The sequence below is a fragment of the Syntrophales bacterium genome (genome assembly GCA_023229765.1).
Taxonomy (GTDB): domain Bacteria; phylum Desulfobacterota; class Syntrophia; order Syntrophales; family UBA5619; genus DYTH01.
Genome location: JALNYO010000011.1, coordinates 1 through 26,200 on the forward strand (window position 1 = coordinate 1; position 26,200 = coordinate 26,200).

At 53.6% G+C, this 26,200-nt stretch carries 24 protein-coding genes; 10 read left to right on the forward strand and 14 right to left on the reverse strand.

Going from position 1 to position 26,200, the window contains the following annotated elements:
- The 9 genes from M0P74_07775 to M0P74_07815 all read right to left on the reverse strand — a co-directional run.
- On the reverse strand, positions 1–607 hold a 607-nt coding region (locus tag M0P74_07775), incomplete at its 3' end, for a hypothetical protein (GenBank protein ID MCK9363481.1).
- A gap of 140 nt (positions 608–747) precedes the next feature.
- Entirely contained in the window at positions 748–1,461 is a 714-nt protein-coding gene (locus M0P74_07780) for a DUF799 domain-containing protein (protein ID MCK9363482.1), read from the reverse strand.
- Positions 1,461–1,892 carry a DUF4810 domain-containing protein gene (locus M0P74_07785; protein MCK9363483.1) on the reverse strand — a complete coding sequence of 144 codons (432 nt, stop codon included), beginning with the start codon at positions 1,890–1,892 and terminating at the stop codon, positions 1,461–1,463. Before M0P74_07785 ends, M0P74_07780 begins: the two co-directional genes overlap by 1 nt.
- On the reverse strand, positions 1,889–2,209 hold the full coding sequence (locus M0P74_07790) for a hypothetical protein (protein ID MCK9363484.1): 321 nt from the start codon (positions 2,207–2,209) through the stop codon (positions 1,889–1,891). Before M0P74_07790 ends, M0P74_07785 begins: the two co-directional genes overlap by 4 nt.
- 2 nt (positions 2,210–2,211) lie before the next feature.
- A complete protein-coding gene (locus M0P74_07795) occupies positions 2,212–3,201 on the reverse strand; it encodes a CsgG/HfaB family protein (protein ID MCK9363485.1) in 990 nt (329 codons plus the stop codon).
- Positions 3,202–3,386: 185 nt separating this feature from the next.
- Positions 3,387–4,868, reverse strand: a complete 1,482-nt coding sequence (locus M0P74_07800; GenBank protein MCK9363486.1) for a fibronectin type III domain-containing protein — start codon at positions 4,866–4,868, stop codon at positions 3,387–3,389.
- A gap of 114 nt (positions 4,869–4,982) precedes the next feature.
- Complete coding sequence (locus M0P74_07805) at positions 4,983–6,311, reverse strand: fibronectin type III domain-containing protein (protein ID MCK9363487.1); 1,329 nt, start codon at positions 6,309–6,311, stop codon at positions 4,983–4,985.
- 24 nt (positions 6,312–6,335) lie between these two features.
- Positions 6,336–7,115 (reverse strand): carbon-nitrogen family hydrolase, encoded by a 780-nt coding sequence (locus tag M0P74_07810; protein MCK9363488.1) that lies wholly within the window; start codon positions 7,113–7,115, stop codon positions 6,336–6,338.
- Positions 7,116–7,238: 123 nt separating this feature from the next.
- On the reverse strand, positions 7,239–7,427 hold the full coding sequence (locus M0P74_07815) for a DUF2892 domain-containing protein (GenBank protein MCK9363489.1): 189 nt from the start codon (positions 7,425–7,427) through the stop codon (positions 7,239–7,241).
- A 584-nt stretch (positions 7,428–8,011) separates the two neighbouring features.
- Here M0P74_07815 and M0P74_07820 point away from each other — a divergent pair.
- From M0P74_07820 to M0P74_07835, 4 genes are all read left to right on the forward strand, one after another.
- Positions 8,012–9,988 (forward strand): cation:proton antiporter, encoded by a 1,977-nt coding sequence (locus M0P74_07820; protein ID MCK9363490.1) that lies wholly within the window; start codon positions 8,012–8,014, stop codon positions 9,986–9,988.
- A gap of 135 nt (positions 9,989–10,123) precedes the next feature.
- Positions 10,124–11,095, forward strand: coding sequence for a TRAP transporter substrate-binding protein (locus M0P74_07825; GenBank protein ID MCK9363491.1), 972 nt, complete (start codon positions 10,124–10,126; stop codon positions 11,093–11,095).
- An 18-nt stretch (positions 11,096–11,113) separates the two neighbouring features.
- Complete coding sequence (locus M0P74_07830) at positions 11,114–11,599, forward strand: TRAP transporter small permease subunit (protein ID MCK9363492.1); 486 nt, start codon at positions 11,114–11,116, stop codon at positions 11,597–11,599.
- Positions 11,596–12,900: a TRAP transporter large permease gene (locus M0P74_07835; GenBank protein MCK9363493.1), complete on the forward strand. Its 1,305-nt coding sequence runs from the start codon at positions 11,596–11,598 to the stop codon at positions 12,898–12,900. Before M0P74_07830 ends, M0P74_07835 begins: the two co-directional genes overlap by 4 nt.
- Before the next feature lie 9 nt (positions 12,901–12,909).
- Here M0P74_07835 and M0P74_07840 read toward each other — a convergent pair whose 3' ends face one another.
- The 3 genes from M0P74_07840 to map all read right to left on the reverse strand — a co-directional run bounded on the left by M0P74_07840 (position 12,910) and on the right by map (position 16,118).
- Positions 12,910–14,142: a 2-hydroxyacyl-CoA dehydratase gene (locus M0P74_07840; protein ID MCK9363494.1), complete on the reverse strand. Its 1,233-nt coding sequence runs from the start codon at positions 14,140–14,142 to the stop codon at positions 12,910–12,912.
- Positions 14,143–14,155: 13 nt separating this feature from the next.
- Positions 14,156–15,283, reverse strand: coding sequence for a 2-hydroxyacyl-CoA dehydratase family protein (locus M0P74_07845; protein MCK9363495.1), 1,128 nt, complete (start codon positions 15,281–15,283; stop codon positions 14,156–14,158).
- Between the two features lie 79 nt (positions 15,284–15,362).
- Positions 15,363–16,118: a type I methionyl aminopeptidase gene (gene map / locus M0P74_07850; protein MCK9363496.1), complete on the reverse strand. Its 756-nt coding sequence runs from the start codon at positions 16,116–16,118 to the stop codon at positions 15,363–15,365.
- Positions 16,119–16,313: 195 nt separating this feature from the next.
- Here map and M0P74_07855 point away from each other — a divergent pair, with 195 nt between their 5' ends.
- From M0P74_07855 to M0P74_07880, 6 genes are all read left to right on the forward strand, one after another.
- A complete protein-coding gene (locus M0P74_07855) occupies positions 16,314–17,555 on the forward strand; it encodes an ABC transporter permease (GenBank protein ID MCK9363497.1) in 1,242 nt (413 codons plus the stop codon).
- Between the two features lie 21 nt (positions 17,556–17,576).
- Positions 17,577–18,371 carry an ATP-binding cassette domain-containing protein gene (locus M0P74_07860; GenBank protein MCK9363498.1) on the forward strand — a complete coding sequence of 265 codons (795 nt, stop codon included), beginning with the start codon at positions 17,577–17,579 and terminating at the stop codon, positions 18,369–18,371.
- On the forward strand, positions 18,361–19,347 hold the full coding sequence (locus M0P74_07865) for an MlaD family protein (GenBank protein MCK9363499.1): 987 nt from the start codon (positions 18,361–18,363) through the stop codon (positions 19,345–19,347). Before M0P74_07860 ends, M0P74_07865 begins: the two co-directional genes overlap by 11 nt.
- Before the next feature lie 13 nt (positions 19,348–19,360).
- Positions 19,361–20,071, forward strand: coding sequence for a PqiC family protein (locus tag M0P74_07870; protein ID MCK9363500.1), 711 nt, complete (start codon positions 19,361–19,363; stop codon positions 20,069–20,071).
- A gap of 287 nt (positions 20,072–20,358) precedes the next feature.
- Positions 20,359–21,459, forward strand: a complete 1,101-nt coding sequence (locus M0P74_07875) for an NADH:flavin oxidoreductase (GenBank protein ID MCK9363501.1) — start codon at positions 20,359–20,361, stop codon at positions 21,457–21,459.
- A 74-nt stretch (positions 21,460–21,533) separates the two neighbouring features.
- Positions 21,534–22,325 carry a thioesterase family protein gene (locus M0P74_07880; protein ID MCK9363502.1) on the forward strand — a complete coding sequence of 264 codons (792 nt, stop codon included), beginning with the start codon at positions 21,534–21,536 and terminating at the stop codon, positions 22,323–22,325.
- A 259-nt stretch (positions 22,326–22,584) separates the two neighbouring features.
- Here M0P74_07880 and M0P74_07885 read toward each other — a convergent pair whose 3' ends face one another.
- A complete protein-coding gene (locus M0P74_07885; GenBank protein ID MCK9363503.1) occupies positions 22,585–25,122 on the reverse strand; it encodes an RNA-binding transcriptional accessory protein in 2,538 nt (845 codons plus the stop codon).
- Between the two features lie 200 nt (positions 25,123–25,322).
- Positions 25,323–26,147, reverse strand: coding sequence for a phosphate ABC transporter substrate-binding protein (locus M0P74_07890; protein MCK9363504.1), 825 nt, complete (start codon positions 26,145–26,147; stop codon positions 25,323–25,325).
- Positions 26,148–26,200: the final 53 nt, after the last annotated feature.

Below are 26,200 nucleotides of genomic sequence, written 5' to 3' on the forward strand. Positions count from 1 at the left end.
TATCGTTAGTCAGCGCCGCGATATGGATAAAGCCCAAGCCCTTTCGCTCCAGTGCTTCGCAAAGCAGCCGCACCACGTCGCGGCCCTCCACGCCAGCGTCAGTGAAGCCCTTTGTCCAGCCGATCAGTTCCCCCGAAACGATGGATAACTGCACCACCGGGAAAGAAAAGGTAAAGGCCAGATCGTGAAGATGGCGCGTGCTTGTTTCATGTTTTTGGAAGAAGGTTTTTACACAGTCGGCAATGAAATCAAACAGCGCCTTTCCCTCGCCTTCCATGAGAGCCTGGGGAATGACAAACCGTTCGGTCGCGCCCAGGGAGGCGCTTCTGTTGCCATTGAGCCCCACCGCCAGTACCCGGAGGTTGGTGCCGCCCAGATCAAGGGCAAGAAAGTCCCCCTTTTCCGCTCCGGTTGGCCGGCTCACAAAGGCGGGAATCATCTTGAGCGAGCTTTGTTCCCCCGCCAAACCCCGCTCCATCTCCCGGTGAAAATGGCCAATCAACTCCCGGATATCCGGAAGGTTGACTCGGAAGTCGTCCGCCAGGCTGGTCAGAAAGCGTTCAGTCTCAGTGGCAAGGAGTTTTTTTGTTAGCTTCGAATTTCTCATGAAATCAGCCCAGCCGTTATTCCGGCGGAATCCGGAAAACGAAGTTTAATGTTAATGGCTTGGACGTCAAGGACTGGAAGTTGGCCCTTGCCGGGATGAATATCTATTTTATTCCGCTGATGTTGTGGAAGGATCGCAAATTACTGCTGGGGTTGAGGTTGAATTTGCTCTATAAATTGATGTTCGCGATCTTTCCCATAGAGTTCATGATATTTTCCGTAAGGCATAGTATTGAGTGCCATATAATTTGCAGTGCGGGCGTGCGGGACATAGTCCGCCATAGCCGAGTTGACGGCCGCAACGACAGCTTTCACAAGAAGACCAGCTACGCCGCCGGGATTGCCGCCGGAAAGATCAACCACCACCGTGCCGGTATATCGCCAGAGGACGACATTGGACTTGGTTGATTTCAGCTCACAATCAATCGAGATGGTCAGGTTGGCCGCAAGAACCATGTAAGCAAGATTCCATTTCTTGATGGTGGTAAACAGAACCGCGTCCGCGCCGAAGTATTCCCGAAACTTCTGTAGAGGAACATCCTTTATCAATTCGGAGTCATAAATGCCTTCCATCTTGAGCAGCTCGGTTGTAATCTCGTAGGGAAAAACATAATATCCCCGGAAGGAAAGGGGCTCCTGAATAGTTGTAGCGTAATAATCCTTCGCTTCCGCCGCCGTGGACTCGTTCATGGGCGGCAGTATCAAAATTGAGGCCGGCGCCTCCTGATATAAAAGGGGAAATTTACCCCCTTTCGTGACCATTTTGGGGGCGCAGGCACTCAAAGAAACGCCCAGCAAAATCACAATTATCAGCAATAAGAATCTGTTTTTATTGATAATCATGCGACTGTCCATTATTTCTCCTGTTTATCGGGTGGGCCTGGCGCGACTTCCGGGTTTTTCCCCTGCTCGGAAGGAGCGGGCTTGGCTTTGTCGGCAAGTTTAACGGCGTTCTCCAACCGATCCATAAGGATTGCGGATTCAGGATATAGCTGCTTTTCCATGTTGAAATTTTGAATCGCCAGATCTTTTTTGTTTTGACGGAAATAGATGTAGCCCAGCTCCGCATGCACACCGGGGGGAATCCGCAAATTGTTCTTCCCCGATTCTGCGATAATGTTTTCAAGGGCTTGCTGATGCCCAAGGCTGGTCTGCTCGGAGGGATGTTTCTTGGACTGGTAAAGGGTATTGGAATAGTCTCCCCAGTAGTACATTTTTTGAGGAGTTGCGCACCCCAGAAGAAAGATCGCCGATAAAACGATGAATGCAAGTTTTAAATGATTCATGGTATTGGAATTTCCTTTGTTGCTCCATCGGCAATGATCACGACCCGATTGACGACTTCACTTCCCGCTTTCGTTACAATTATTGTGTGCTTCCCGGGGGCAATCTGGAAAAGGATGGTCTTGGCCGCTTCCCCCGTTTTCTGGAGTTCTGCGTCGATATTCAGGGTTATGGCGCCATCTATAACGGCCACAGCGCCCTCGATATTTCCTATAAAAGTGACATAGCTTCGCGGAGTCGGCTGGACAACGCCTTCGTAATATCCGCAACTAACGAGCGCAAGCAAAAGCAAACAGGAAAGAACCAGCTTTCGTGCCATGATCAATCGCCCTCCTTCGCTTCACCTATGAATAACATTTTGAAATCATTTTCATTTTTATAATCGGCAAGATTGCCATCGCCTTCAATAACCAGGGCCAGAGAAAGCTCATTTTCCGGCGTATCGCCCAGCGTGGCAGTTACTTTAATCTTTGCAAGTTTCGTTGCCGGCAGCGAAACCTCCATGTTTGTCTGGGGGTTCTTTACCTTCCGCCCTTCCCGATAAACCTGAAAAACGTCTCCCTCTTTGATGTTCTGCGACTTGCCGCCGGAAATGATCAGTTGCTTGCCCTCCTGCCCGAGGATGTATCCCCGCCAGGGTTTATCTAAGAGTTTCTCAATGATATTGGATGCCAAATTCGTAATCGCCGATTCCAGCGCTTTGTCATTTAACGTGGAGTCATAGCCGGCCCGGCCGCCAACGCCGAAAATCGTTCCGGCCTCGGCAAAGGCCGTTCCTTCGCCGTCCTCCGAGTAAATAATCAGACCAGTGGCAACTTCAATCATGCGCACATGCACCTTGGCAAAGGCCGTCTGCCTTTTTGTTCTGCTGAAGATGCCAACCTCGCCCGTATCTTTTCTGCCGAACTCCGTCACCGAGCCCACGATAATGTAATCAGCCATATTCCGGAGGGGAGCGGCGCTCCCTATGGCCAATTCCTTCTGAATTTTATCCAAATCGGCTCGTTCCAGAATGATGAATTTTTCGGTCTGCAATAATTTATTGGAGAGAATATCAACGGCCTGTTTTCCGATGCGATCCTTTTGATCATCAAGGAAGAAGCTCTGTCCGTATTTGGTCTCATTGGTGAAGCGGGCCACGGCGATTTTTCTCTTCAACCCTTTTCTTGCTGCTAAGTTCTGCGGCGTTTGGGTTTTACTGACTTGAGGCGCGGCATCAACCAGTCTGACGTCCGGTTTATCGATAGTCGCGCAGGCAGTTAGCAAGAAAAAAAAGGATAGGAAGCAGCTTGAGAAATATTGCTTTTTCATGGTCCCCCTCCCCCAAGATTATCAATGAATATGGATTGTTAGTTTTTTAGCAGCGGGGCCTTCCCCGCAACCGCAATTAAAAAAATTGGGTCATTTTGTCAAGAAAAATTTTTAATCACGCTGTAAATAGTTACCGATGGCTTGAGAAGCCTTCTACCATAACTAAGTATAAGCATACCAATGGCTTAAGGCCTCGCTCCCGTTAACCATTGCAGAATATAGATCACGTCATCCAGCCCCAGACGGTTGTCGCCGTTGGCGTCGCCGGGAAAATAATCAGGTGAAGATACAGCCATTTGCGGTATCGTCACGGGCAGATTCTGCACGGATAATGTGATATCCTTCGTTAGCGTCACCATATCCGGCGCAGAAATGACCAGTTTGTAGTCAGCGAACGGGACATTGGGCAGGATGAAGTTGCCGGTATAATCCGTCTGGGTCGAATAGGCGGTACCGAGGAGGGCTACGGTGGCATTCTGGACGGCAAGATTGCTGGAGCCAGCGATGTTCACGGAAACCCGTCCGGAAATCGTGCCGGTATCCGGCGGCGATGAGGGGGTGGCGCTTACTTCGGCAGAGTAGGCAGAGCCAGGACCAGCTCCCGAAAAGTAGGTCTGCACCCTGAAATAATAGCTTTGCCCGTTGGTCAAACCTGTGGCGGTATAACTCGGTCCGGATGGATATCCGCTACCGGATACGGCCGTCCCGCCGAGAGCGGTTGCAACGGCTACATAGTAGGCGGTGGCGCCCGCAACGGGATCCCATGTCACCGTTACCTGGGTATTTCCGGCGACAGCGGCAACGTTGGTCGGCGCCGATGTCTTCTTCACTGCCGGAGTGTTGCTGACTTCACCGGACCATCCCCCGGTCCCGTCGGCATTAACCGCCGCCACGGCATAATAGTACAATGTTCCATTGACGAGCCCCGTATCCGTAAAGAGCGTCCCCGTCGAAGTGGCAACGGGAGCAGCCGACCACGCGCTTCCCTCTGTCCTTCTGTAAACTTTATAGCTCGCCGCGCCGCTCACCGCGGTCCAAGTCAGGCTCAACTGGTTATTCCCGGAGGTTATGGCCAAGCCGGTCGGCGCCAGAGGAAGCTTCGTCAACGGTGTGGCGCTGACTTCGGCAGCATAGGCAGAGGCGGGACCATTTCCCGATGAATAGGTCGACACCCGGAAATAATAAATCCGCTCGTTGATCAAGCCCGTGATTTTGCAGCTCGATCCATAGCATGAATAGCTGTTCAATATTTTGGGCCCGCCCGGCGACTCTGCAACGATCACGTCATAACCGGTGGCTCCGAATACGGGTTTCCAAGTCACCGTCGCCTGGGTGCTTCCGGCAACAACGGCAACATTGGTTGGAGCCAATGTCTTCTTCGCCGAGGGCGCAGGTGTGTAATAGTCTACACTGTACGTTGCCCCGGTTCCTCCGGCATTGACCGCCGCCACGGCATAATAATAGTACAATGTTCCATTGACGAGCCCCGTATCCGTAAAGAGCGTCCCCGTCACAGTCGCGAAGAGGGCAGGCGGCCCTGCGCTCCCCTTTGTCCTTCGGTAAATATTATAGCCCGTGGCGCCGCTCACCGCAGGCCAGGTCAGGCTCAACTGGGTATTGCCGGCAACCCAGTTCAGGCTGGTCGGAGCCAGAGGAAGCGTTGACAAGGGTGTGGCACTGAACTCCGCAGATGCGGCTCCCAAAAAATTGGTGGTCTGCACCCTGAAATAGTAGAGTTGATCATTGGTCAAGCCGGAGAATTGACAACTCGTTCCGTAGGATTAGTAGCATCCGCTGCCCTTCCCGCCCGAAGACAGCGACGCGGTCGCCGAATAGTAATAGGCGCCGACAACGGGCACCCAGGTCACCGTCGCCTGGGTGTTGCCGACCATGACGTCCGCAATCTCCGGCGCCGGCAGTTGAAGTTCTGGTGTTACCGCTACTTCATTGGAACGGGCGATGGTGGCGTTGGCATTGTGGGTATCCACCACGTAGTAATAGGTTGTCCCGTTTTCAAGGTTGCTGTCGCTGTAGGATGTGCCTGAAATCGGGTTGCTTTCATAGGGAGGATCGGGATCGTCCTTTGTCGTACTCCTGAGAACCGTATAGGATTGGGCGCCAATAGCCCCTTCCCAGACGATATTGGCAAAATGGTCAGCGGCTTGATGCAAGGAAAGAAGGGCGGCATGGGGTTTTTCTGTCGCAGATACCGGGGCGCTTGCCTGCGCCGAGAAAGCGCCTGCACCCTGGGCGTTCGCTGCTGCGACCACATAATAGTAGGTGGTTCCATTTGCGAGATCCGTATCCTCGTATGCGGTTGTGTTGGGTTGCGCCACTAAAGTATAAGGCCCGCCATCCTTTACTCCGCGATAGACGGCATAGGCAGTAGCGCCTTCGGAAGGGCTCCAGGAGAGGTCTGCCCAGGTGCTGCCGGGGCTGGCGCTAAAATTTGTCGGCGCCGCCGGCAGCAGCGCCGAGGGTGTCGCGCCCACTTCCTCGGAATAGGCGCCCAAATTCGTGCTCGTAATCGAGATCATGGTCTGGATGACATAAAAGTACTGGACGACGTTGGACAACCCTTTGTCGGTAAAACTCGGCCCGGTCGCGACCGGCGTAAGCAACGTATAAGGCCCCCCTGGGGATGTTCCGCGCAGCACCTGATAGGAGACGGCCGAGGTTACGGGATTCCAGGTCAGCGAAACCTCGCCGTTGCCGGGCAGGGCGGTTACGCCGTCCGGCGCCTTGAGCACCGTCGTTCCGGGCGTAACATCAATCGGGGCCGAATAGGGGCTCTGACCGTTGGCGTTCAGCGCCGTTACAACGTAGTAATAGCGAGTGCCATTGGAAAGGCTCCTGTTCATATAACCCGTGCCCTGGGTCTGGGCGACAAAGCTGTACGGCCCCCCGCTGACGGCCCCCCGGTAGAGGACATAATCCGTTACCCCGGAAACCGCCGTCCAGTTCAGGCTGGCCTCGCCGTTTCCAGCAATGGCCGTAAGTCCAGCCGGAGCTGCGGGAACCGCTCCCTGAGCAGGCAGGCTTAATGAAAGGAAAATGAGGGGGAAAATAAAAAACGCCGTCGTAATTTTTTTAAAACCTTTTGCATCCATGTCTTTCTCTCTCCATAGGTGTTTTCAGTAACATGCGGGTCGCCTGTCCTGAAAAACAGGGACGCGCTTGCGGACGTTTTCTACGGAGGAGGGAGCGATATCGGCGATAAGCAGTTCCTCTTTCGTTTTAGAGCCTTCGACAATGATTTCTCCCCGCGGATCGACCGCCAGGGAATGGCCGAAGAAGACGTTGTCCGGATCTCTGCCAACCCGGTTAACGGCGATAACGAAGACCTGATTCTCGATCGCCCGGGCGATGTTCAGTATCCGCCAGTGATTCCCCCGGACTGACGGCCATTCGGCGCAAACGAATAGAATCCGGGCGCCCTGCAGGGCCAGAGCGCGCGACAATTCGGGAAAGCGCAGGTCATAGCAGATGATCAGTCCCGCCGTTGTCGAAGCTATCGGAAAGACGCACCTTTCGTTGCCCGGAGACAGATAGAGGTCCTCGTCCATCAGGCCGATCAGATGAATCTTGCGGTATCTGCCGACTATCCGGCCGTCTTTTCCGATCGCGCATGCGGTATTGTAAATCTTGCCTTCGCACAGCTCCGGAATGGACCCGGCGATGATAGCCACGTTGTTTTCCCGGGCTATCCGACAGAGCATTTCTATCGTCTTGCCCGCCAACGACTCGGCCATGTTTGCAATTTTATTAAGTTTGTATCCGGTCGTCCATAATTCCGGAAAGACGAACAGCTCCGCGTTCCGGGCCAGTCCCTCAGCGATAAAGGCGCGGGCCTTCGCATGATTGGTCTCAATGTCGCCATAGGCAACATCCATCTGCACAAGGGCAACTCTCACTGCAAACTCACCATTTAAGCGGAAAGGAAATGCTTCCTGATTCGGTAAAATTTATAGCCGCTGCCCGGAAAGCAAGTAGGAGACATGGTTTTGTCGTTTTGCTCGTTGGCCACGGGGCATCGGTTATTTTGCTTTTTTTACTGTAGATATGCCGAGTAAACTGTACGCCCCGCAATAATTAAACAGCCCGGTCAGCAGGGGAATAAGGCCGACAGCTCCCCACCAGCTCTTATAAAGAAAGCCGATCACAATAATCACCACTCCCAAAATAATTCTGATCCATTTATCAATCCCGCCCACATTTGCTTTCATAACTGCCTCCTTTTCCGAGATTATATTGCCCGCGGGCGCCGCCGGAAAGCGGTGAACCGCCCGTCGGGAAGAAACGCCGCGCCGCTGGGAAGTCTTCCGGGAAGCGCGTCGCCGATATCATTATTCCTTTGAGGTAATTGCAAAACCATTTGTCATTCCCGAATGTCGCTATCGGGAATATGGTTTTTCAGGCAGTTAGAACCAGATTATGAACATTAAACTTCGTTTTCCCGCTCAGAATCGTTGCGGGAATGACAAGAATGGGGAGTTTTGCAATTGCCTCCTTTGCCTGATTTTCTTTTATACAGTTGCTGGTGATAATACAATCAGAAAAATTTGCCTGAAATTGCGTGCATAAATTCGCTGTTTATGATGGGCTGCCCGTCTGACAACCCATCCTCCGGACGCGACAAAGCGCGTCCCCCCAAATTGTATGAACATTAAGCTTCGCTTTCAGCCTTCTTTACCACGGGAGAAAGCATGAAGCCTGTTGCTTTCCCGCGGATGGCTGTGGTAGAGAACAGGCGTTAGTAAAATCTAACGAACGCGTTATCGGCAACTCCGACATCCGCCCAAAGTGAAAAATGCACTCATTTATCCTGAATGAAATCTTGGTCATAATCCTCCTCTCCGTCGTCGTGCTTTATCTGTGTCATCGCCTGCGTCTGCCGCTCATCGTCGGCTTCCTGTTGACCGGGGTGATTGCCGGGCCGCACGGCTTCGGGCTGGTCCGGGAGATAGCGGCGGTCAAGACGCTTGCCGAAATCGGCGTGGTGTTGCTGATGTTTACGATTGGCATGGAATTTTCACTGCGGAGCCTTTTGCGGATCAGAAAAACCGTCCTGCTCGGGGGGTCGCTGCAGCTTGCCCTGACGATTCTGGCCGGTTTCGGAGTGGCAAGATTTTTCGGCTTCGCTGCCAAAGAGGCGATTTTTGCCGGGTTTCTCCTTTCCCTGAGCAGCACGGCAATCGTCCTGAAAACCCTCCAGGATCGCGCTGAGATGGAATCCCCGCACGGCAACACGGCGCTGGGCATCCTTATCTTCCAGGATATGGCGGCGATTCCGATGATGCTGCTGGTTCCGCTGCTGGCAGGTTCTTTTCAGGGCGGTGGCGCGCCGCTGCTGCTTTTGGCAAAGGCCGTCGGGATTGTCCTGCTCGTCCCGGTCATGTCCAAATGGGTCGCGCCCCGGATATTTTTCAGCATCGCCAAGACCAAAAGCCGAGAACTCTTTCTGATCACCACGATCGCTCTGTTCATGGCGGTAGCCTGGCTGACCTACACGGCGGGGCTCTCGCTCGCGCTGGGCTCTTTTCTCGCGGGGCTGATAATCTCCGAATCGGAGTACAGCCATCAGGCGCTGGGCGATATCCTGCCCTTTCGCGACGTCTTCACCAGCTTCTTTTTCGTCTCGATCGGCATGCTGCTCGACGTCGGCTTTTTCCTGAGGCATCCCGTTTCGTTGACGCTGGCGGCGTTCGCCATTTTGGCAATAAAAGCTACTACTGCGAGCATTGCGGCGTTCTTTTCCGGCCTGCCGCTGCGAACCGCCCTGGTCGCGGGCATGGCGCTTGCCCAAGTCGGAGAATTTTCCTTTATCCTGTCAGAAACGGGCGTGCCCTTTGGCCTCGTTGCCGGCGATATCTACCAGGCGTTCTTGGCGGTTTCGATACTGACGATGATGGCGACCCCCTCCCTGATCGCCCTGGCGCCTGCCGTGGCCCGTGCCATAGTTAAACAGCCGCTGCCCCGCCGCCTGAAACAGGGAATGGCCCCCAAAAAACAGGAGGCGCCGTCCAAGCTGGAAAATCACCTGCTCATCGTCGGGTTTGGCCTGAACGGAAAAAACCTCGCCCGCGCCGCCCGAATTGCCGGCATTCCGTATATGATTCTGGAAATGAACCCCGCCTTTGTCCGCAGTGAAAAGGCGAAGGGGGAACCGATTTATTTTGGAGACGCAACGCAGGAGGCAATCCTGCTGCACGCAAATATCCGGCAGGCCCGCAGCCTGGTCGTGGTTATCAACGACCGGGCTGCGGTGCGAAGAGTCACCGAGCTCGCCCGCCGCCTGAATCCGGAAATGTACATTCTGGTACGAACAAGATATATATCTGAAATCAATGATCTTTTGAAAATAGGGGCCAATGAAGTGATCCCCGAAGAGTTTGAAACCTCCGTCGAAATCTTCAGCCGGGTGCTCACCAAATATTTTGTCCCTAAGGATGACATTGAAAAACTGATCACGGAGATTCGTGCGGACGGATATGAAATGCTCCGTTCCCTTTCCCACAACGCCCAGCCGTCCTGCACGATGGACGGCTGCCTGCCGGATTTGGAGATATCCTCATTCCGGATCGCGGAAGGCGCCTCCATCATCGGGCAAACCCTTCAGGAAACGGCACTGCGGAAAAAATACGGCGTGACGCTGCTGGTCGTCAACCGTTCTTCCCAGATAATCTCCAATCCTTCCGCTGACTTTGAATTCGCCGCGGGCGATGTCCTCTTTCTGGTCGGAGAAGCAAAAAAGATTCAGGAAATAAGGGAAGCATTAAACAGTTGAAAGAGAACCAGTGAGGGGATAGCCGGTTTGCCGCCTCAATATTCTTGACAGACAAAATAAAGTCTGCCTATACGAACCTCCCTCGTCTTGCGTGGGGGTTTTACACCATAACAATGACTTATAGAGGAGGAATTGATGAAAAGCGCTATCGTTACGCTGCTTTGCTTAGGCTGCCTGATTGGTGTTTTTGCCGGACAGGGTGAAGCCCAGACCGTGATCAACATTGCCACGGTCACCAACCCGGCCTTTGTCCACAACTATGCGGCGAAGTGGTTTGAGGAAGAATTGGAGAAGGCCCTTCCTGGCAAGTACAAGGTTGTGCTCCACCACTCCGGGGCGCTGGGCTCTGAAACCCAGGTACTTCAGCAGATCCAATTGGGCACTACGCAAATGTCTGTCTGCACGACCGGGCCAGTCGAGACTTTTGTTCCCGAAATCAAGGCCCTGGAGATGCCCTTTGTGTTTACATCCTATCAGGCCGCCGATAGCGCCTTGGACGGGCCAATCGGCAAGTACCTCACCGGACGGTTTGAAAAGGCGGGGTTTTTCCCGCTGCATTTTCTCGACAATGGCTTTCGCAATGTCACCAATTCCCGACGTCCGGTCAAAACACCCGCTGATTTGAAAGGGTTGAAAATCCGCACGATGGAATCGCCGACCCATCTGGCCATCTGGAGGGCGATCGGTGCAAACCCGACTCCGATGGCCTGGCCGATCTTTACAGCCTTGCAGCAGGGAGTCATTGACGGACAGGAAAATCCCATTGCCGTTATCCACGCCGCCAAGCTGATCGAAGCCGGGCAGAAATATCTGACTATTACCCGCCATGTTTATTCGGCGTTGGTGTTTGTTGCGAACAAAAATTTTATGGACAGTCTGCCGGCGGCTGACCGGAAAATCGTGATGGCCGCCGCCCGCACGGCAAGCCTGAAGGGGCGTGCCTTTATCCGCGAAAATGAGGCCAAGCAGTTGGCCGAACTGAAGGCGGCAGGAATGCAGGTCGAGGAGAAACCGGATATCGCGGCCTTCCGCAAGGCAACGGCGCCGGTAATCGATGCAACGACCGGCGAGACGAAAAAACTGATCCAGGAAATACGTAAAATTTAAAAGTAGTTGAATATATAAATGGGTATTGCCGACTTCATAAATGTAACCAGCCGTGCGCTCAACAGGGCAGTCGAAAGGGTGCTGATGCTGCTCGGCGTTGCCATCGGGATGATTCTTTTTTGCCAGGTATTTTTTCGCTACCTGGGCGCCTCGCTGGGTTGGTCGGAGGAGGTAAGCCGGCATTTGCTGGTCGCCATTACCTTTTTGGGGGGGACATCTGCCTATAAACACTCTAATTTCATTGGTCTTTCCGGGATAGGTGGGCTGCTGGGAACGAAACTCCAGGGATTCATTGCCGGGGCGCTCCAGGCGCTGACGCTTACATGCTTCGGCGTCATCGCCTGGTTCGGCATCGCCTGCACACTTAATGCAAGCGCGCAGACCACATCCTCCCTGCAGATTCCGATGTCCATACCGTTTGCCGTCATTCCCCTTGCCGCAATAATCCTGGTAATCCATGTGCTGGCAGATATGACCAACCCCGCCCGGCGGAGTCTCCCATGATCGTTGCGCTGCTCTTTGCCCTGCTTTTTTTTCTCATCCTCATTGGGTTGCCGATAGCTCTGTCGATCGGAATTCCGGCGATCGCCATAATGCTGACGCCGGGGGTATTCCCTCAAGGCGTCACTACCTCGGCGTTGGGACAAACCATTATCCAGTTGCTCTTCTCTGGGGTGGATTCCTTTGATCTTCTGGCGATCCCGCTGTTTATGATGGCCGGCGCCATCATGGAAAAAGGCGGCATTTCAAGGCAACTGATTGATTTTTCCGATAGCCTTGTTGGGTGGGTTCCAGGCGGGCTTGCGTGCGCCTGCATTGTCGCCTCCATGTTTTTTGCGGGAATTTCCGGTTCCGCGGCTGCCGATACGGCGGCTATCGGCGCAGTTATTATCCCGGCAATGATCAAGCAGGGCTACCCCCCCGCGCTTGCCGGCGCAGTGGTCGCTGCGGGCGGTTCCATCGGGGTGATCATCCCCCCATCCATTCCGATGGTTATCTACGGTTTTCTGACCAATGAGTCGATTGCCAAACTCTTTGCCGGCGGTCTGATCGTGGGAATACTGTTCGGTCTGTCGTTCATGGCGGTGATAATCTGGCTCTCCCTGAGACACAACTACGGGACTTGGCGGCCCTTTTCCATCCGCGGGGTCTGGAAAAGCTTCAGAGAGGCCAAATGGGCACTGGGGGCGCCGGTAATTGTGCTCGGGGGAATACTCACCGGCGTCGTCACCGTTACTGAAGCGGCAGCGCTTGCCTTGTTCTATGCCCTGCTTGTCAGCCTGGCTTTCAATCGGGAGATAAAATGGCGGGATTTGCCGCCGCTGATTGTGCGCTCTCAGATCACGGCGGCGACAATCCTCTTTATCATTTCCATGGCCAGGGTCTTCACGTGGCTTGTCGCTATGCAGCAGACAAGCCAACATCTCGGAGCCGCAATCCTTGGTATGGGTCTGCCGCCGTGGGGGGTGCTAATACTGGTAATGGCAGGGCTGCTTCTGGTAGGGTGCGTCGTGGAAACGACGGCAGCGCTGATCCTGCTGGTTCCTGTCCTTGCCCCTCTCATGACGCAGATGGGGATCGACCCTGTACAATTCGGGGTACTGGTGGTGATAAATCTGGCAATAGGAATGCTTACCCCGCCGGTAGGAATTTGTCTTTTTGTAAGCTGCGGGATCTCCGGAGTTTCCCTGGGGGACATCTCGCGGGCGGCAGCGCCCTTTATATTTGCCGCCTTAACGGTGCTGCTGATTGCCAGTGCGTGGCCCCCCCTGACTGTCTGGCTGCCCTCACTGCTTTACAGGTAGAGGGAAACTTTATTTCTTTCCTTGTAAAACCTCGATGAAGGCCTCGATCCGCGTTTCCACCTGGCTCTCGGAAAAATTCCGCTCATCCACCATGTCCGCCTCAATCATCAAGGTGGGAATACCCATTTTCTCGCCTACGATCCGCTGGATATCGTACTGGCCGAAGGAGTAGGGCTTGCAGCTCCGGTTGGAATGCATGACGATTCCATCCACATTGTATTTTTCGGCCATCGCGATTACCTGCTCCGCCATCTGATCAACGCCGATATTCAGATATATCCGGCTGTAGCCTTCGGCCATTGTATCAATAAAATCGTCTTCTTTTATATACTTCATCGAGCCGCACCAAGCGGTGGTGTAGGTATCTGCGACCAGACACGCGCCGGCAGAGGCGAATTTTTCAGAAAGCCATTTCATCCGGTACCAGATCGGGAGGTTATCCCAGAGGAGGCGGTATTGTTCGTCGGCTACCGCGCCGATCTGCTGCGCTACGCGCTCCTGCATCTCCTCAAGCAGGATTTTGTAGTAATCTACCGTCTGCCTTGTTCCCCGAAGCGTTACGATCAGGGCCAGATGAAAAAAGGCGTCAAAGGCGCTCAGAGGCGACGGACGATTCACCGCCGTATCGAGCACGGCCTGCCAGAGGCGCTGCCCCTCCAGTGAGAGCTTTCCCACCTCCCGCATCCGGTCGTAATTGAATTTTTTCGCGGTCGCATTTTCCAAAAACTCTATATATTCAAGTATCTGACGTTTTACATATTTCTTTGCCTCTGCGGAGAAGCCGACATGGGTAAAGGGGGTATCGAGGATAAACAGCGGAATATTGAAATAGCGGGCCTGCACCTCATACCACTTCAGAACAGTGCCGCAGATGTTGTTGCAGCAAACCAGCATATCCGGCTTGGGCAGTCCGCCGATCGGCCCGCCATTGACCGGGGCGCAACCGATATCGGAACGGGCGTAGGAACACAGATCGCTTGAATAGCCCATCTCCTCCGCCTTCCGGCAGAGATCAACGCCCATCTTACTGGCCCCGATCATCGCCCCGTGGTTCTCCGGATAAACCGGAATGATGTCCATCGCGATCAGCGGCTCCACCGGGCCGCCGCTTGTGATCCAGGCGACCTTTTTGCCGGTCTGTCCGGCGGTTTTCGCGTCGATGTAGTAGGAGGTCATGATCTCCTTCATCTTCGCCGCCGCCTTGATCTTTCTTCTCTCTTTGCCCTCGTCTTTCTCCGCCACTTCGTCTCTCCCGCTAAATCATTTCGATGAACGCCTCAATCCTTGTTTGCAACTGCCCGCCCGCCTGAAGTGGGTCATCCACCTCGACCATCAAACTGGGAATGCCTGCTTTTTCCAATACTTGTTGCAGATAAGGATAATCGAAGGCATGGGGATCGCAGAATTTCAGAAAAAAGAAAATCACCCCCTGCGCCCGTTTTTCCAAAACCATCTCCACCAGACGCTCCCCCCGATCGGCTATTCCCGCATGCTTTGCCGGGCAGACAATTCTCTTCAGGTACCTGTCGGCGATCGCCATGAGCGGGTCCGGATTGTCCTCATCGACAAGACCGTTAAAATAGCGGAACCCGGTACAGAGGTCGTCGCCTGCAACAGCGCCGCCGGCTTCCTCAATGATATTGTATATATCCGGATAATTGCATACGCCCCCTTCCAGAAAAATCCGCTTTGGCGGGGGGGCGCCAGCGTCGGGGGCCTCACGGCTGCCAGAGGATAGTTGAACCACGGTACCCTCAACAAGGTCCGCGAGCCGTGCCTTGTCCATCATCATCGCCGCACGGTTAAGTATATATAATTCTTCTCCATTTATAATGGAAGGATTCTCATTGATCAGTTCGTAGATTCGGGTGAACGCCTTGCGGATCCGGTTCATAGCGCTGATCGCTTTACGCAGGTCATTATCTGCAATCTCCACCCCGAGTTTTGCCCCCAAATCCTCCCTAAAGGTTTGCAAAACATCCCGGAAATATCTGCGGGCGCTTTCGGTATTCAGTTTCGCCGGCAGAATCAGATCCAAATGAAAAACACCGCCCCTGTTGATCCGGCAGATATCCGAGAGCCGCTGCATCGTATCGCAAGTATGCGCAAAAACAATCCCTTCCAAAAAATCGAGCCTTTCGGACAGTGCGTCTTCCAGCACTCCCCTGGCCAGAGAACAGCAATAGGACTGAAGATGAGCGTCGGCCAGGCGCGACTTCTGACCGGAGCCGAAAAGACGAAACGGGTGCGCCCCGGCGGCAATTATTATCTCTTCCGGCGTATATGAACATAAAGTGCCGACAATCTTCTTTTCAGCTTTCAGTTTTTCGGCATAACCATATGGGTCTTTTGCAATAAGGGGAAGCTCTTCGCTTAGCTTCATCAATGCCTCCTTCAGAGCCTATTAACATTGCGCCGCGTTGCGGCTCGTTCATTGGTTGTTGACATTGCACCGGCTATCTTTACATTTTTGTAAGAATTTCAACGCCCTGTTCGGTAACAAGCACGGTATGCTCAAACTGGGCGCTCAGACTGCCGTCTTTTGTCGTCACCGTCCAGCCGTCTTCCCGGGAGGTGACAACCTCGTAAGATTTCCCCATATTGATCATCGGTTCGACAGTAAAGGTCATCCCCGGCCGCAGCCGCACCGCATCTTCCTTGGTGTAGTGATGATGCACATAGGGCTCTTCGTGAAAATCCCTGCCAATGCCATGACCGCCATAATCGCGGACGATGCTGTAGCCGAACTTGGAGATATATTTTTCAATCGCCCGGCCGACCTCGTAGAGAAACTTCCCTGGCTTGATCTCGTCTATTCCCCGATACATGGCATTCTCCGTGCGGGAAACAAGATTCTTCGCCTCTTCCCCCCCGTCGCCGACCACATAGGTTCGTGAAGAGTCCCCGAAATAGCCGTCGAGAATGACGGTAACATCGACATTAACGATATCCCCGTTCTTAAGTATCTCTTTTTCAGAGGGAATTCCATGACATACCACATTGTTGACTGAGGTGCAGATGCTCTTCGGAAAACCGTGATAATTCAGCGGCGCGGAAATCGCCCCGTGTTTTTGCGTATATTCCTCGCAAAGGTCATTCAGAAATAACGTGTTTACTCCATCTTTAATAAATGATTCTATATACTTGAGAATCTGGGCGGTCAGTTTCCCGGCCTTCCGCATTTTTTCGATTTCATCCCTGTTTTTAAGAATAATCATAAGCCCGCTCTTTATCCGATCGTTGAAAATGCATGCAAGTTGCTGTTTATTATGTATTTTACGTAAAATAAAGCCAGGACTGTTGCAACCCCCAGTCCCGCCGTTTTTGTAAACCATTTCCCGGAATATTAGTCAAGCCGTTTTAGCGGGCGGCAAGATCGGCAAGAAGGTCTTGATTGCGTGGCTGTTTTTTGATTGACAGACAATTTCAATTTACCTATAGTCGGCCGCGAAGGGGCTTTAATTGTCAAGAAACATTCCCGCTTAATGCTCAATCATCCGGCTGCCATGAAAAACCGTCAGAAACAGCAGGCTCCGCATCAAATATCGCATCTGTTTGCCGACTCCCGGCTCGTCGTCCATTTGTCGGGGGAATTTGGGCTCAAAAACCTGTCTGTCTTTTCCGGTGAGATAAACAATCTGCTGGAAGGTACAGATGAAATTCAGGAAATAGAATTCGATTTTTCCCGCGTTTCTTATTTTGACAGCGCTGCCGCGCTGGCAATTTTAACTATTCGGAAAGATTCCGCGACAAGGGGCGTCAATGTCCGACTGGTCAATTTCCATGAGAAAATAGAGAGGATTTTCGGCGTAATTGACCATAGCGTCTTGACTACCCCCCCCCTGAAGACAAGGGATAAAAGCGAAGGAATGATCACCCTGATCGGTGAAAATATTCTCGAATTAGTTCAGGATATCCAAGATTTCATTACCTTTTTTGGAGCATTGCTGGTTGCCGTGACTAATGCCGCTTTTCATCCCCGCTCCGTGCGCGCCAAAGACGTCCTGTTTTATATGACGCAGGCCGGCGTCAACGGTCTGCCGATTGTCGGTTTGATCAACCTGCTGATCGGGCTCATCATTGCTTTCATGTCTTTCCTGCAACTGCGTCTGTTCGGCGCCAATGTTTACGTTCCGGCGCTTGTCAGTTTCGCAATGGTAAAGGAGCTGGGGCCGATCATGACGGCAATCCTGGTGGCTGGTCGTTCCGGCTCCGCGTTTGCCGCCGAAATCGGGACAATGGTCGTCAATGAAGAGGTGGACGCCCTGAAAACAATGGGTTTCGATCCAGTGGCATTCCTGGCCGTTCCAAAAGTTTTCGCCTTGATGATCGTGGTTCCCATCCTGACCCTGTATGCCGATCTTTTCGGCATCATCGGCGGCTTGACCGTCGGCGTCATCGGCCTTGACATGTCGTTTAATACGTATATTACACAATCACTGAATGCCGTCGGCGTTTTTGACGTCGTCACCAGCCTGATCAAGGCGGCGGTTTTCGCGGCGCTGATTGCCGGGATAGGCTGTCAGCGGGGGTTTCTGGCCCGTTCCGGCGCGCAGGATGTCGGCAAGTCCACAACCTCCGCGGTCGTTGCCGCCATCTTTATGATTGTGGTCACTGATTCGTTTTTTGCCATTGTGCTGTACTATCTAAGATAATTGTTTGCGGAAGGAGCCGCCTTGCTCTCTACGGAAAACAGCTCAATAATTACGGTGGAAAATCTGACCGCCCGGTTCGGCGACAACGTCGTCTTTTCCGACATCGGCTTTCAGATAAAACACGGTGAAGTGCTTATTATTGCAGGAGAAAGCGGTTGCGGCAAATCCACGCTGCTGAAAATAATGATCGGACTGCACAGGCCCGCTTCGGGAAGGATTCTTTTTCGAGGCGCCGACATCAGGGGCGCGGATGAAAAGGAATTAAATCTCTACCGGCGCAATATAGGCGTCCTTTTCCAGTCTTCCGCCCTGTTCAGCTCAATGACAATCAGCGAAAACATCGCCCTTCCTCTCAGGGAATACACCGAACTTGATTCGGCGACCATTGACCAGTTGGTCCGAATGAAGCTGGGGATGGTAAATCTGGCAGGCTACGAAAACCATTATCCGGCGGAACTCTCGGGCGGGATGAAAAAACGCGCCGGCATTGCCAGGGCCATGGCGCTGGATCCGACCGTGCTCTTTTTTGACGAACTGTCGGCGGGCCTGGACCCGGTTACCGCTGCCGAACTCGATGATTTGATTATTAAAACCAATGAAGCGCTGGGTACGACAATGGTTATCGTCACCCACGAATTGGAATCCATCTTCAAAATTTCCCACCGCATCATCATGCTGAGCAAGGCGGCGGGAGGCATCATCGCGGAGGGAAGCCCTGCCGAAATGAAAGCTCACTCAACAGACCCCCGGGTCCGTAATTTCTTTTGGAGACGGGCCTCGGAAGCGGCGATTCAGGAAGGTTCTTATGGCCAGTAACAAAACAAAATTCATCACCGGGCTTTTCGTTTTGAGCGGTTTATTGCTCGGCGCAATTGCCATCATCTGGCTCGGCGCGTCGGATATATTCCTGAAGGGTGCGCTTTATAATGTCTATTTTGACGAATCGGTGCAAGGGCTGCAGGTGGATTCGACCGTCAAATACCGGGGTGTGGAAATCGGCAAGGTGGAAAGCATAAAAGTCGCACCCGACAACAAGCTGATCGAAGTCGTCATGAAGATTGATTTATCCAGCGATTTACAGAAAAACACCTATGCCCAGTTGCGGACGGCGGGCATTACCGGCATCGTCTTTATTGAACTGGATCGGATCAGTCCGGATATCGTGGTTGACTTCCGGGATGTTCCCTTCAGTTCCAACTATCCCGTCATTCCGTCGCGCCGTTCCGAAACCAGTCGCTTGCTGTCCGATGCCAACACCATCCTGAAAAACGTCAAAGCCATTGACTTTAAAGGTGTATCTGAGCAAATAAAGAATTCCGCCCGCTCCCTTGAGGTTTTCATGACAGACAGGCGTCTGACCAGAATAATCGCCAATCTGGAATCCGCCTCCCTCAACCTTGACCGCTCCGCAGCCGGGATAAAAGAAAAAATTGACACATTCGAGACGGAGAGCGTCCGGAAGGATATCGCCGCCACCCTTGCTGAGACACACGTTCTGATCAAAAGCACCCGGCAGGAAATCTCCGCCACCCTTGCCGAGACGCGTGGGCTGATTATAAGTGCCCGGCAGGAGATCGAGGCAATGCAGCTTCCCCGGCAGGCGGCAAAAGCGGGGGAGGTGATCGAGGCGCTCGATAAAAGTTCCAGGTCGGTCGCCCTGAAACTGCAGGATTCGGCGGAAAACCTGCGGACCGCCTCCGAATCCTTGAAGAACCTCGCGGAGAGTCTGAAAAACAACCCATCGGAACTGATTTTCAGCCGCCCGGCGCCGCCGCGAAAACCGCTGGAATAAAGGAGGAGATGCAATGGAGCAATACTTGCCGTTTCGCAAACGCCGGCCCCATATTATGAACACGAAGCTTTGCTTTATGAACACTAAGCTTCGCTTTTTCCGGGGATGTTTCCTGCTTTTGGCCTCCCTGTACATTGCCGGATGCGTCGGCGCCGGCAAGCCGCCGTTGCCGATAGACCGGTATCTGATCGCTTATCCTGCGCCTGTCTTTGAAAAACTCCCCCGGATTGAAGATACGTTCAGGGTGGATCGCTTCGCCATTGCCAATGCGTACAACAGCGAGGCGATGATTTTCCGCAGTGACAACGTCAAGTTTGATTCCTTGAATTATAACAGGTGGGCGGTGAACCCGGCCGACATGGTAACAGACAACCTGTTGCGCGACTTGCAGGAAAGCGGTCTTTTCCGCGCCGTGTTTTCACGATACGCGCTGGATGAAGGCCGTTATGTCCTGCAGGGGGGAATTCAGGAGTTTTTCCTCCGGATGGATAAAACCGGCAATGCCGCTGTTATCAAACTGGAAATTACGCTCAAGGATATAACGCAGCGGGAGGCGACCAGGAGAATTCTGTTTCAGAAAAAATATCAGGAGGAAGAACTGCCGGCGAACCAGACGCCGGAAGGCTATGCCAGGGCAATCAGCCGCGCCATGGAGAGACTTTCCCGAAAAATCATCGGCGATATTTATAAAACCCTTGCGCCTGCTCCGGCAGGCACGAGATAAAGGTTTTGGGGCTTTCGGCGACCACCCCGGACGTGGCGGCCCCCTGAAAAAGAAACAATTATAAATCAGCAATTTATGCACGAATTTTCAGATGAAATAATTACCGAAAAGTAATCCTCCGAAAACGTAAAACCCGTTGACACAAGATTCAATTTTTCGTATCGTTCCCAGAATAAAAAAACCGGCAGTTATGTATGCCCGCTATAACATCACGTAATTGAGCACTTGAAAAACGCATCATCTGTCATTGCGAGCAAAGCGAAGCAATCTCTTAAAGGGAGAAGAAAATGTCAAAAATATTTGAAAAAATAGGCATAAATAAGATGATCATTGAAAATCGCTTTGTCCGCTCCGCGACCTGGGAAGGATTGGCGGAAAAGGATGGCAGCGTCACACCGGCCCTGATCGACCGTTTGGTTGCCCTGGCCCGGGGAGGCGTTGGTCTGATCATCACCGGCTATGCGTTTATCCATAAAAACGGCCAGAGCGGGCCGTGGCAGCTCGGCGTTGACCGGGACGAACTGCTGCCCGGTTTGACCAGACTGGCGGCAGCGGTTCATGAAAACAACGGCCGGATAGTTCTGCAATTGGCCCACGGAGGCTTCTTTGCGATGAAAAAGCTGACGGGAGAGGCGCCCCTCGCCCCCTCCCTCCTTCCCGAAATGGCCAAATCGCCCCGCCGCGAAATGACCATTCCGGATATCCGGGAATTGGTCGGCGTCTTTGCCGCAGCGGCCGGAAGGGCAAAAGCCGCCGGTTTCGACGGGGTGCAGATCCATGCCGCCCACGGCTATCTGCTGAGTCAGTTCCTCTCGCCAGCTTTTAACCGGCGTACCGATGAATACGGGGGAAGTATTGAAAATCGCGCCCGTTTTCTTGTCGAAGCGCTCCGCGCGATCCGGTTGTCCGTCGGCCCCGACTACCCGGTGCTGGTCAAGATGAACTGCCGTGATTTCATCGAAGATGGCCTTATCCTCGAAGATTCGCTGGCGGTCGCCTCCCTGCTTGTCAAGGAAGGAATCGATGCAATCGAACTGAGCGGCGGTTTTCTGAACGGCGGAAAGCTCAGCCCCAGCAGAATGGGGATCAATGCGGAGGAAAAGGAGGCATACTTCCAAGGGGAGGCGAAGGCTTTCAAGGCAAATATCTCCGTTCCCCTGATCCTCATCGGCGGAACCCGCTCGTTCGGGGTCGCCGAAAGGCTGGTTGCCGAAGGCATCGCCGATTGCGTCTCGCTCTGCCGCCCGCTTATTCGCGAGCCGGACCTGATAAACCGCTGGAAATCCGGGAACTTTGCAAGAGCCGCGTGCATCTCGTGCAACCGCTGCTTCGGCCCGGGGCTGACCGGCCAGGGGATTTATTGCGTGGATGAGAAGAGGCCGGCCTGATTGCCGCGCTTTGCTCACAATGACAAATTGATGTTTTTCGACTTCTTACGAAGCGAAGAAGGATAGGAGCTATTGTGTATATTTTTGACCGTGATCTTGTTATGGAAAATAGCGAAAAATGCGCTTATGAAGGGATTGTCAGCCGAAACTGGTCTATCAATGGAAATCCCAATGGCGGCTATCTGATGGCCTTTCTGGCCTCGGCCATGCAAAAACAAAGTGATAAAAAATGGCCGGTAATTGTCACCGCCAACTTTCTCACTAAATGCGAGGCGGGGCAGAAGTCCGGAGTAACGGTGGAGGCAATTTCTGCGGGGAAACAGTTGAACCGATATCAGGCCAGCCTGACTCAAAATGGCATTGAAATAACCCGCTGCTGGGCGACGTTTATGGATGAAGTCAACTGTGACAAGAGTGCCAACAGGTATGAAAAAGAAGCCCCGTTAATGCCCGTGCGGGAAGAGTGCGTCTGTTTACCGCTAATTCCGGAATTTACGCTGTTCGAACACATGGATGTTCTGCTGACGCCTTCGTGCGCCGGATGGCTCAAAGGGAATTTATCGCCAATATCTGAGCAGAAGGGCTGGATAAAATTTAAGGATGACAGGCCCTGTGATGCCCTGTCGCTTCTTTTGACAGCCGATTCATTTCCGCCGCCCATTCTCGCCAGCCAAGGTGTGGTGGCATGGGTTCCTACCATCGAATACTCGGTCAGCGTCAGAGATCTCCCGGATACACCGTGGATCAAAGCGATCTTCCGCTCACACTACATGACCTGCGACATTATTGAAGAAGATGGTGAAATCTGGGATGAAAATGGAAAGCTTCTGGCAATATCGCGCCAGATTGCCCAGTTCAGAAGATAAAGACTTCAACATAGCCAGAGATCTTCTCCGTGGCTTCCAATTTGAGCCGATGGAAGGACGGGCAATAGCCTTACAATTCACCCGACGCTCGTTCCTCGCGCCGGTGATCTTTGCGTTAGCCAGGGGGGTGAAAAAACATGCTGACCGGATAGAATATCCGACGGCAAGATGATTTTTCACACCATGAAGAGCAAAAAATTGATAATAATCCATATCTTCTATTGTAGAAGGGCGTATGCTGGAATCAAGAAGGGACATATCATCCTTTTTTGCCAAAAATCGCCGCAAACGGATTATTGAACGGTACCTTTTCCTCCCGTTTTTCCCGCGGCGGTTTTTTATCGCCATTTTTATCGTGGGCAAAGTGCGGACGGGACTTCTGCTCGTCTCTTCTTTCGTTATTTTCCGTTTTTTGCCGGGGCGTCCCTCCTGCGTTATCGGCTTCCTTTCCCTTGCGCACGAAGGGTTTCCCCGTAAGAGCAGCATCGCCGTCTTTGCGCCGCGCCGCGTCCCCCGCGTTAGCGCCCTCCTTCGTATTTCGCCCGGACGGCTTTCCGGAAACGGCGGCATCCGGTTTTTTTCGCTCAGGCCGATTTTTCGCGGCGGCTTCGGGATTTTTCTTCAGGGTCAGCGAAATGCGTTTGCGCTCCAGATCGACCGCAAGGACGGCAACCTCAAGCATCTGGCCTACTTTCAACACCGTTGACGGATCTTTTACAAACCGGTCGGCAAGCTGGCTGGTGTGAATCAGACCGTCCTGATGAACGCCGATATCGACAAACGCGCCGAAGGCGGTAAGATTCGTCACGATCCCAGGCAGCTTCATCCCCGGCACAAGGTTTTCCATCTTCTCGATCCCCTCGGCAAAATGAAACTCTTCGCGTTTAGTGCGGGGATCGCGGCCCGGTTTCGCGAGTTCCAGCATGATGTCGTTCAATGTCGGGAGGCCGATATCGTCGGAAACATACAGATTTACATCTATTTTTTGCCGCAGCGCTTCGTCGCGCATCAAATCGCTCACCGCGCAGTCCAGATCGGCCGCCATTTTTTCGACAACGGAATAGCTTTCCGGATGGACGGCGCTGGCATCAAGCGGGTTTTCGCCGTCGCGAATCCTCAAAAATCCGGCCGCCTGGACAAAGGCCTTCGCGCCGAGCCGAGGAACATCCAGCAGGGACTGCCGGAAGGAAAAAGGGCCGTGTTCGTCGCGCCAGGCAACGATATTTGCCGCGAGCGCCGGGCCCAGCCCCGACACATAGCCCAACAAGGCGGCGGAGGCCGTATTCAATTCCACCCCGACGGCGTTGACGCAGCTCATCACGGTATCGTCGAGGCTCCTTTTGAGCTCCGCCTGATCGACGTCATGCTGATACTGGCCCACCCCGATCGCCTTCGCGTCGATCTTCACCAGTTCCGCAAGCGGATCGGCCAGTCTGCGCCCGATCGAAACCGCTCCCCGCACCGTAACATCCTCGTTGGGGAATTCCTCCCGGGCGATTTTGGAGGCGGAATAGACGGAGGCGCCGCTTTCATTCACCATAAAAATTTGAATCGTGTCGGGCAGGTTCAGCTCCCGCAGGAATGTCTCCGTTTCCCGGCCCGCCGTGCCGTTGCCGATGGCAATCGCCTCGATGCGGAAGCGCCGGCAAAGGGATTGCACCGTCTCGCTGGAAACTTTTCGCATGTTTTCCGAGAGGTGGGGCAAGATGACGTCGTGATGCAGCAGCTTCCCCTGGGCGTCGAGGCAGACGACCTTACAGCCGGTGCGAAAGCCGGGATCGATCGCCAGCATCCGCTTTTGGCCGAGCGGCGGGGCAAGCAGAAGCTGACGAAGATTATCGGCAAAAACACGGATTGCCTCCGCATCCGCCCGTTTTTTGGTGACGGTGCGAAGCTCTGTTTCCATAGCATTCGCCAAAAGGCGACGGTAGCTGTCTTCAACCGCCAGACGCACCTGCTCGGACGCGGCCCCCGCCCCGGTCACAAACATGGCAACAAGCAGCGCAATCGCCTCCGCCTCCGGCGGGGTGACGCGCATCGTCAAAAACCCCTCCTTTTCCCCGCGCCGCATCGCAAGAATCCGGTGCGACGGCGCCTTCGCCGCCGACTCCTCCCAGTCGAAATAGTCCCGGTAACGGTTCCCTTCTGTCTCCTTGCCCCCGATGACCCGTGACTGGAAAACGGCTTTCTCCGTAAAATACGCCCGTATCCGCGCCCGCGCCTTTTCGTCTTCATTAACCATCTCGGCGATGATGTCCCGCGCCCCCGCCAGGGCCTCTTCCCCAGTTGTGACCCCTTTTCCCGGATCAACATAGGGCGCCGCTTCCGCAAGCGGGTCGCAATCACCCTGGGCAAAGATAAGTTCGGCGAGCGGCGCCAGCCCCTTTTCCCGGGCGACCATCGCCCGCGTCCGCCTTTTGGGACGAAACGGCAGGTAGATATCCTCAAGGACGGAGAGGGTTTCCGCCGCGGCAATGCGGGCTGACAGATCGTCGGTCAGGAGTTCCCGCTCGGCCAGCGACTTGAGAACTGCCCCGCGTCTTTTCTCCAGTTCGGCAAGCTGTTCGAGCCGGTCGCGGATGTCGGCAATCTGCACCTCGTCGAGGGCGCCAGTCGCCTCCTTGCGGTAACGGGCAATAAACGGAACCGTTGCCCCTTCTGCAAGCAGTTTAGCGGTGGCCGCCACCTGGCTTTGCTGAATATTCAGCTCGGCTGCCACTTTCGGGTAGTGGGTTTCAGGAACGTCAGGATTAATGTCAATCTGCTGGGAAGCGCTATTTTGAGCTGTCTCCGTCATATCTGCAATCCCTTTCTCTGGATATCATTGACGGGCCTCATATCATAAAAACATCTATTTGCGAAAGGGTTCGTAAAAAATCTCAACGCCAATGGTTTTGTCCAAAATCCAGAGATTGTCGTCCCTCGATTTTAACGCAAAAAAGGGCCGGTCCGTTGGAACCTGCCCTTTTCCTCTTAATGACTGGTAAACGTTTTTCTTTATTTTTTTACCGACAGAGGCACGAACCCAATCTTTTGCACAAGTTTCTGTCCTTCGGCGCTGCGGACGAAGTTGATGTATGAGGCCGTTTCACCCTGGGGCTTACCGCTTGTGTACATGTAAAGGGCGCGGGCAACCGGATACTCCTTGGATATTGCAGTCTTCGCGGACGCCTCTATGCCGTTTACCTTCAGCGCCTTCACCGATTTGTCTATATAGCCCAAACCGATATAGCCGATCGCGTATTTGTTTTTGGAGATGGCCTGGACAATGGCGCCGTTCGAAGCCTGAAGCTGGGCGCGGGGGGAAACCCTCGCCTTCTTCAGCACGAGTTCGGCCCAGGTCTCGAAAGTCCCGGAGCTGCTGTCGCGGGAAACAACGACAATTGCAAGATCATCGCCGCCGACCTCTTTCCAGTTGGTGATCTTTCCCTGATAAATCTGGCTAAGCTGGTCAGTGCTAAGGTTGCCAACCTTGTTCTTTGGGTTTACGACCGGAACAATCGCGTCGATGGCAACAATGTTCTGATAAGCCTCGATCCCTTTCGCCCGTCCCAGATCAATCTCCTTCTTTTTTACCTCGCGGGACATGGTGGCGATATCCGCCGTTTTGTCGATCAGCGCCTTGATTCCCTCCCCGGAACCGCCCCCGGAAAGAGAGATGCTGCTCCCCGGATTTTTTTTCATGAACGCCTCGAGCGTCGTCTGGGCGATCGGAAGCACCGTAGTGGAACCCTTTATCACAATTTTTTCCGCAAACGCCGCCCCGGCGCTCGCCGTCAGAATCGCCGCCGCAACCGCCAACTGCTTTATGAACATTTTCATAATTTTCCTCCTATATTATTTAAGTTGGGGCGAATATAGCTTTATTGTATTAC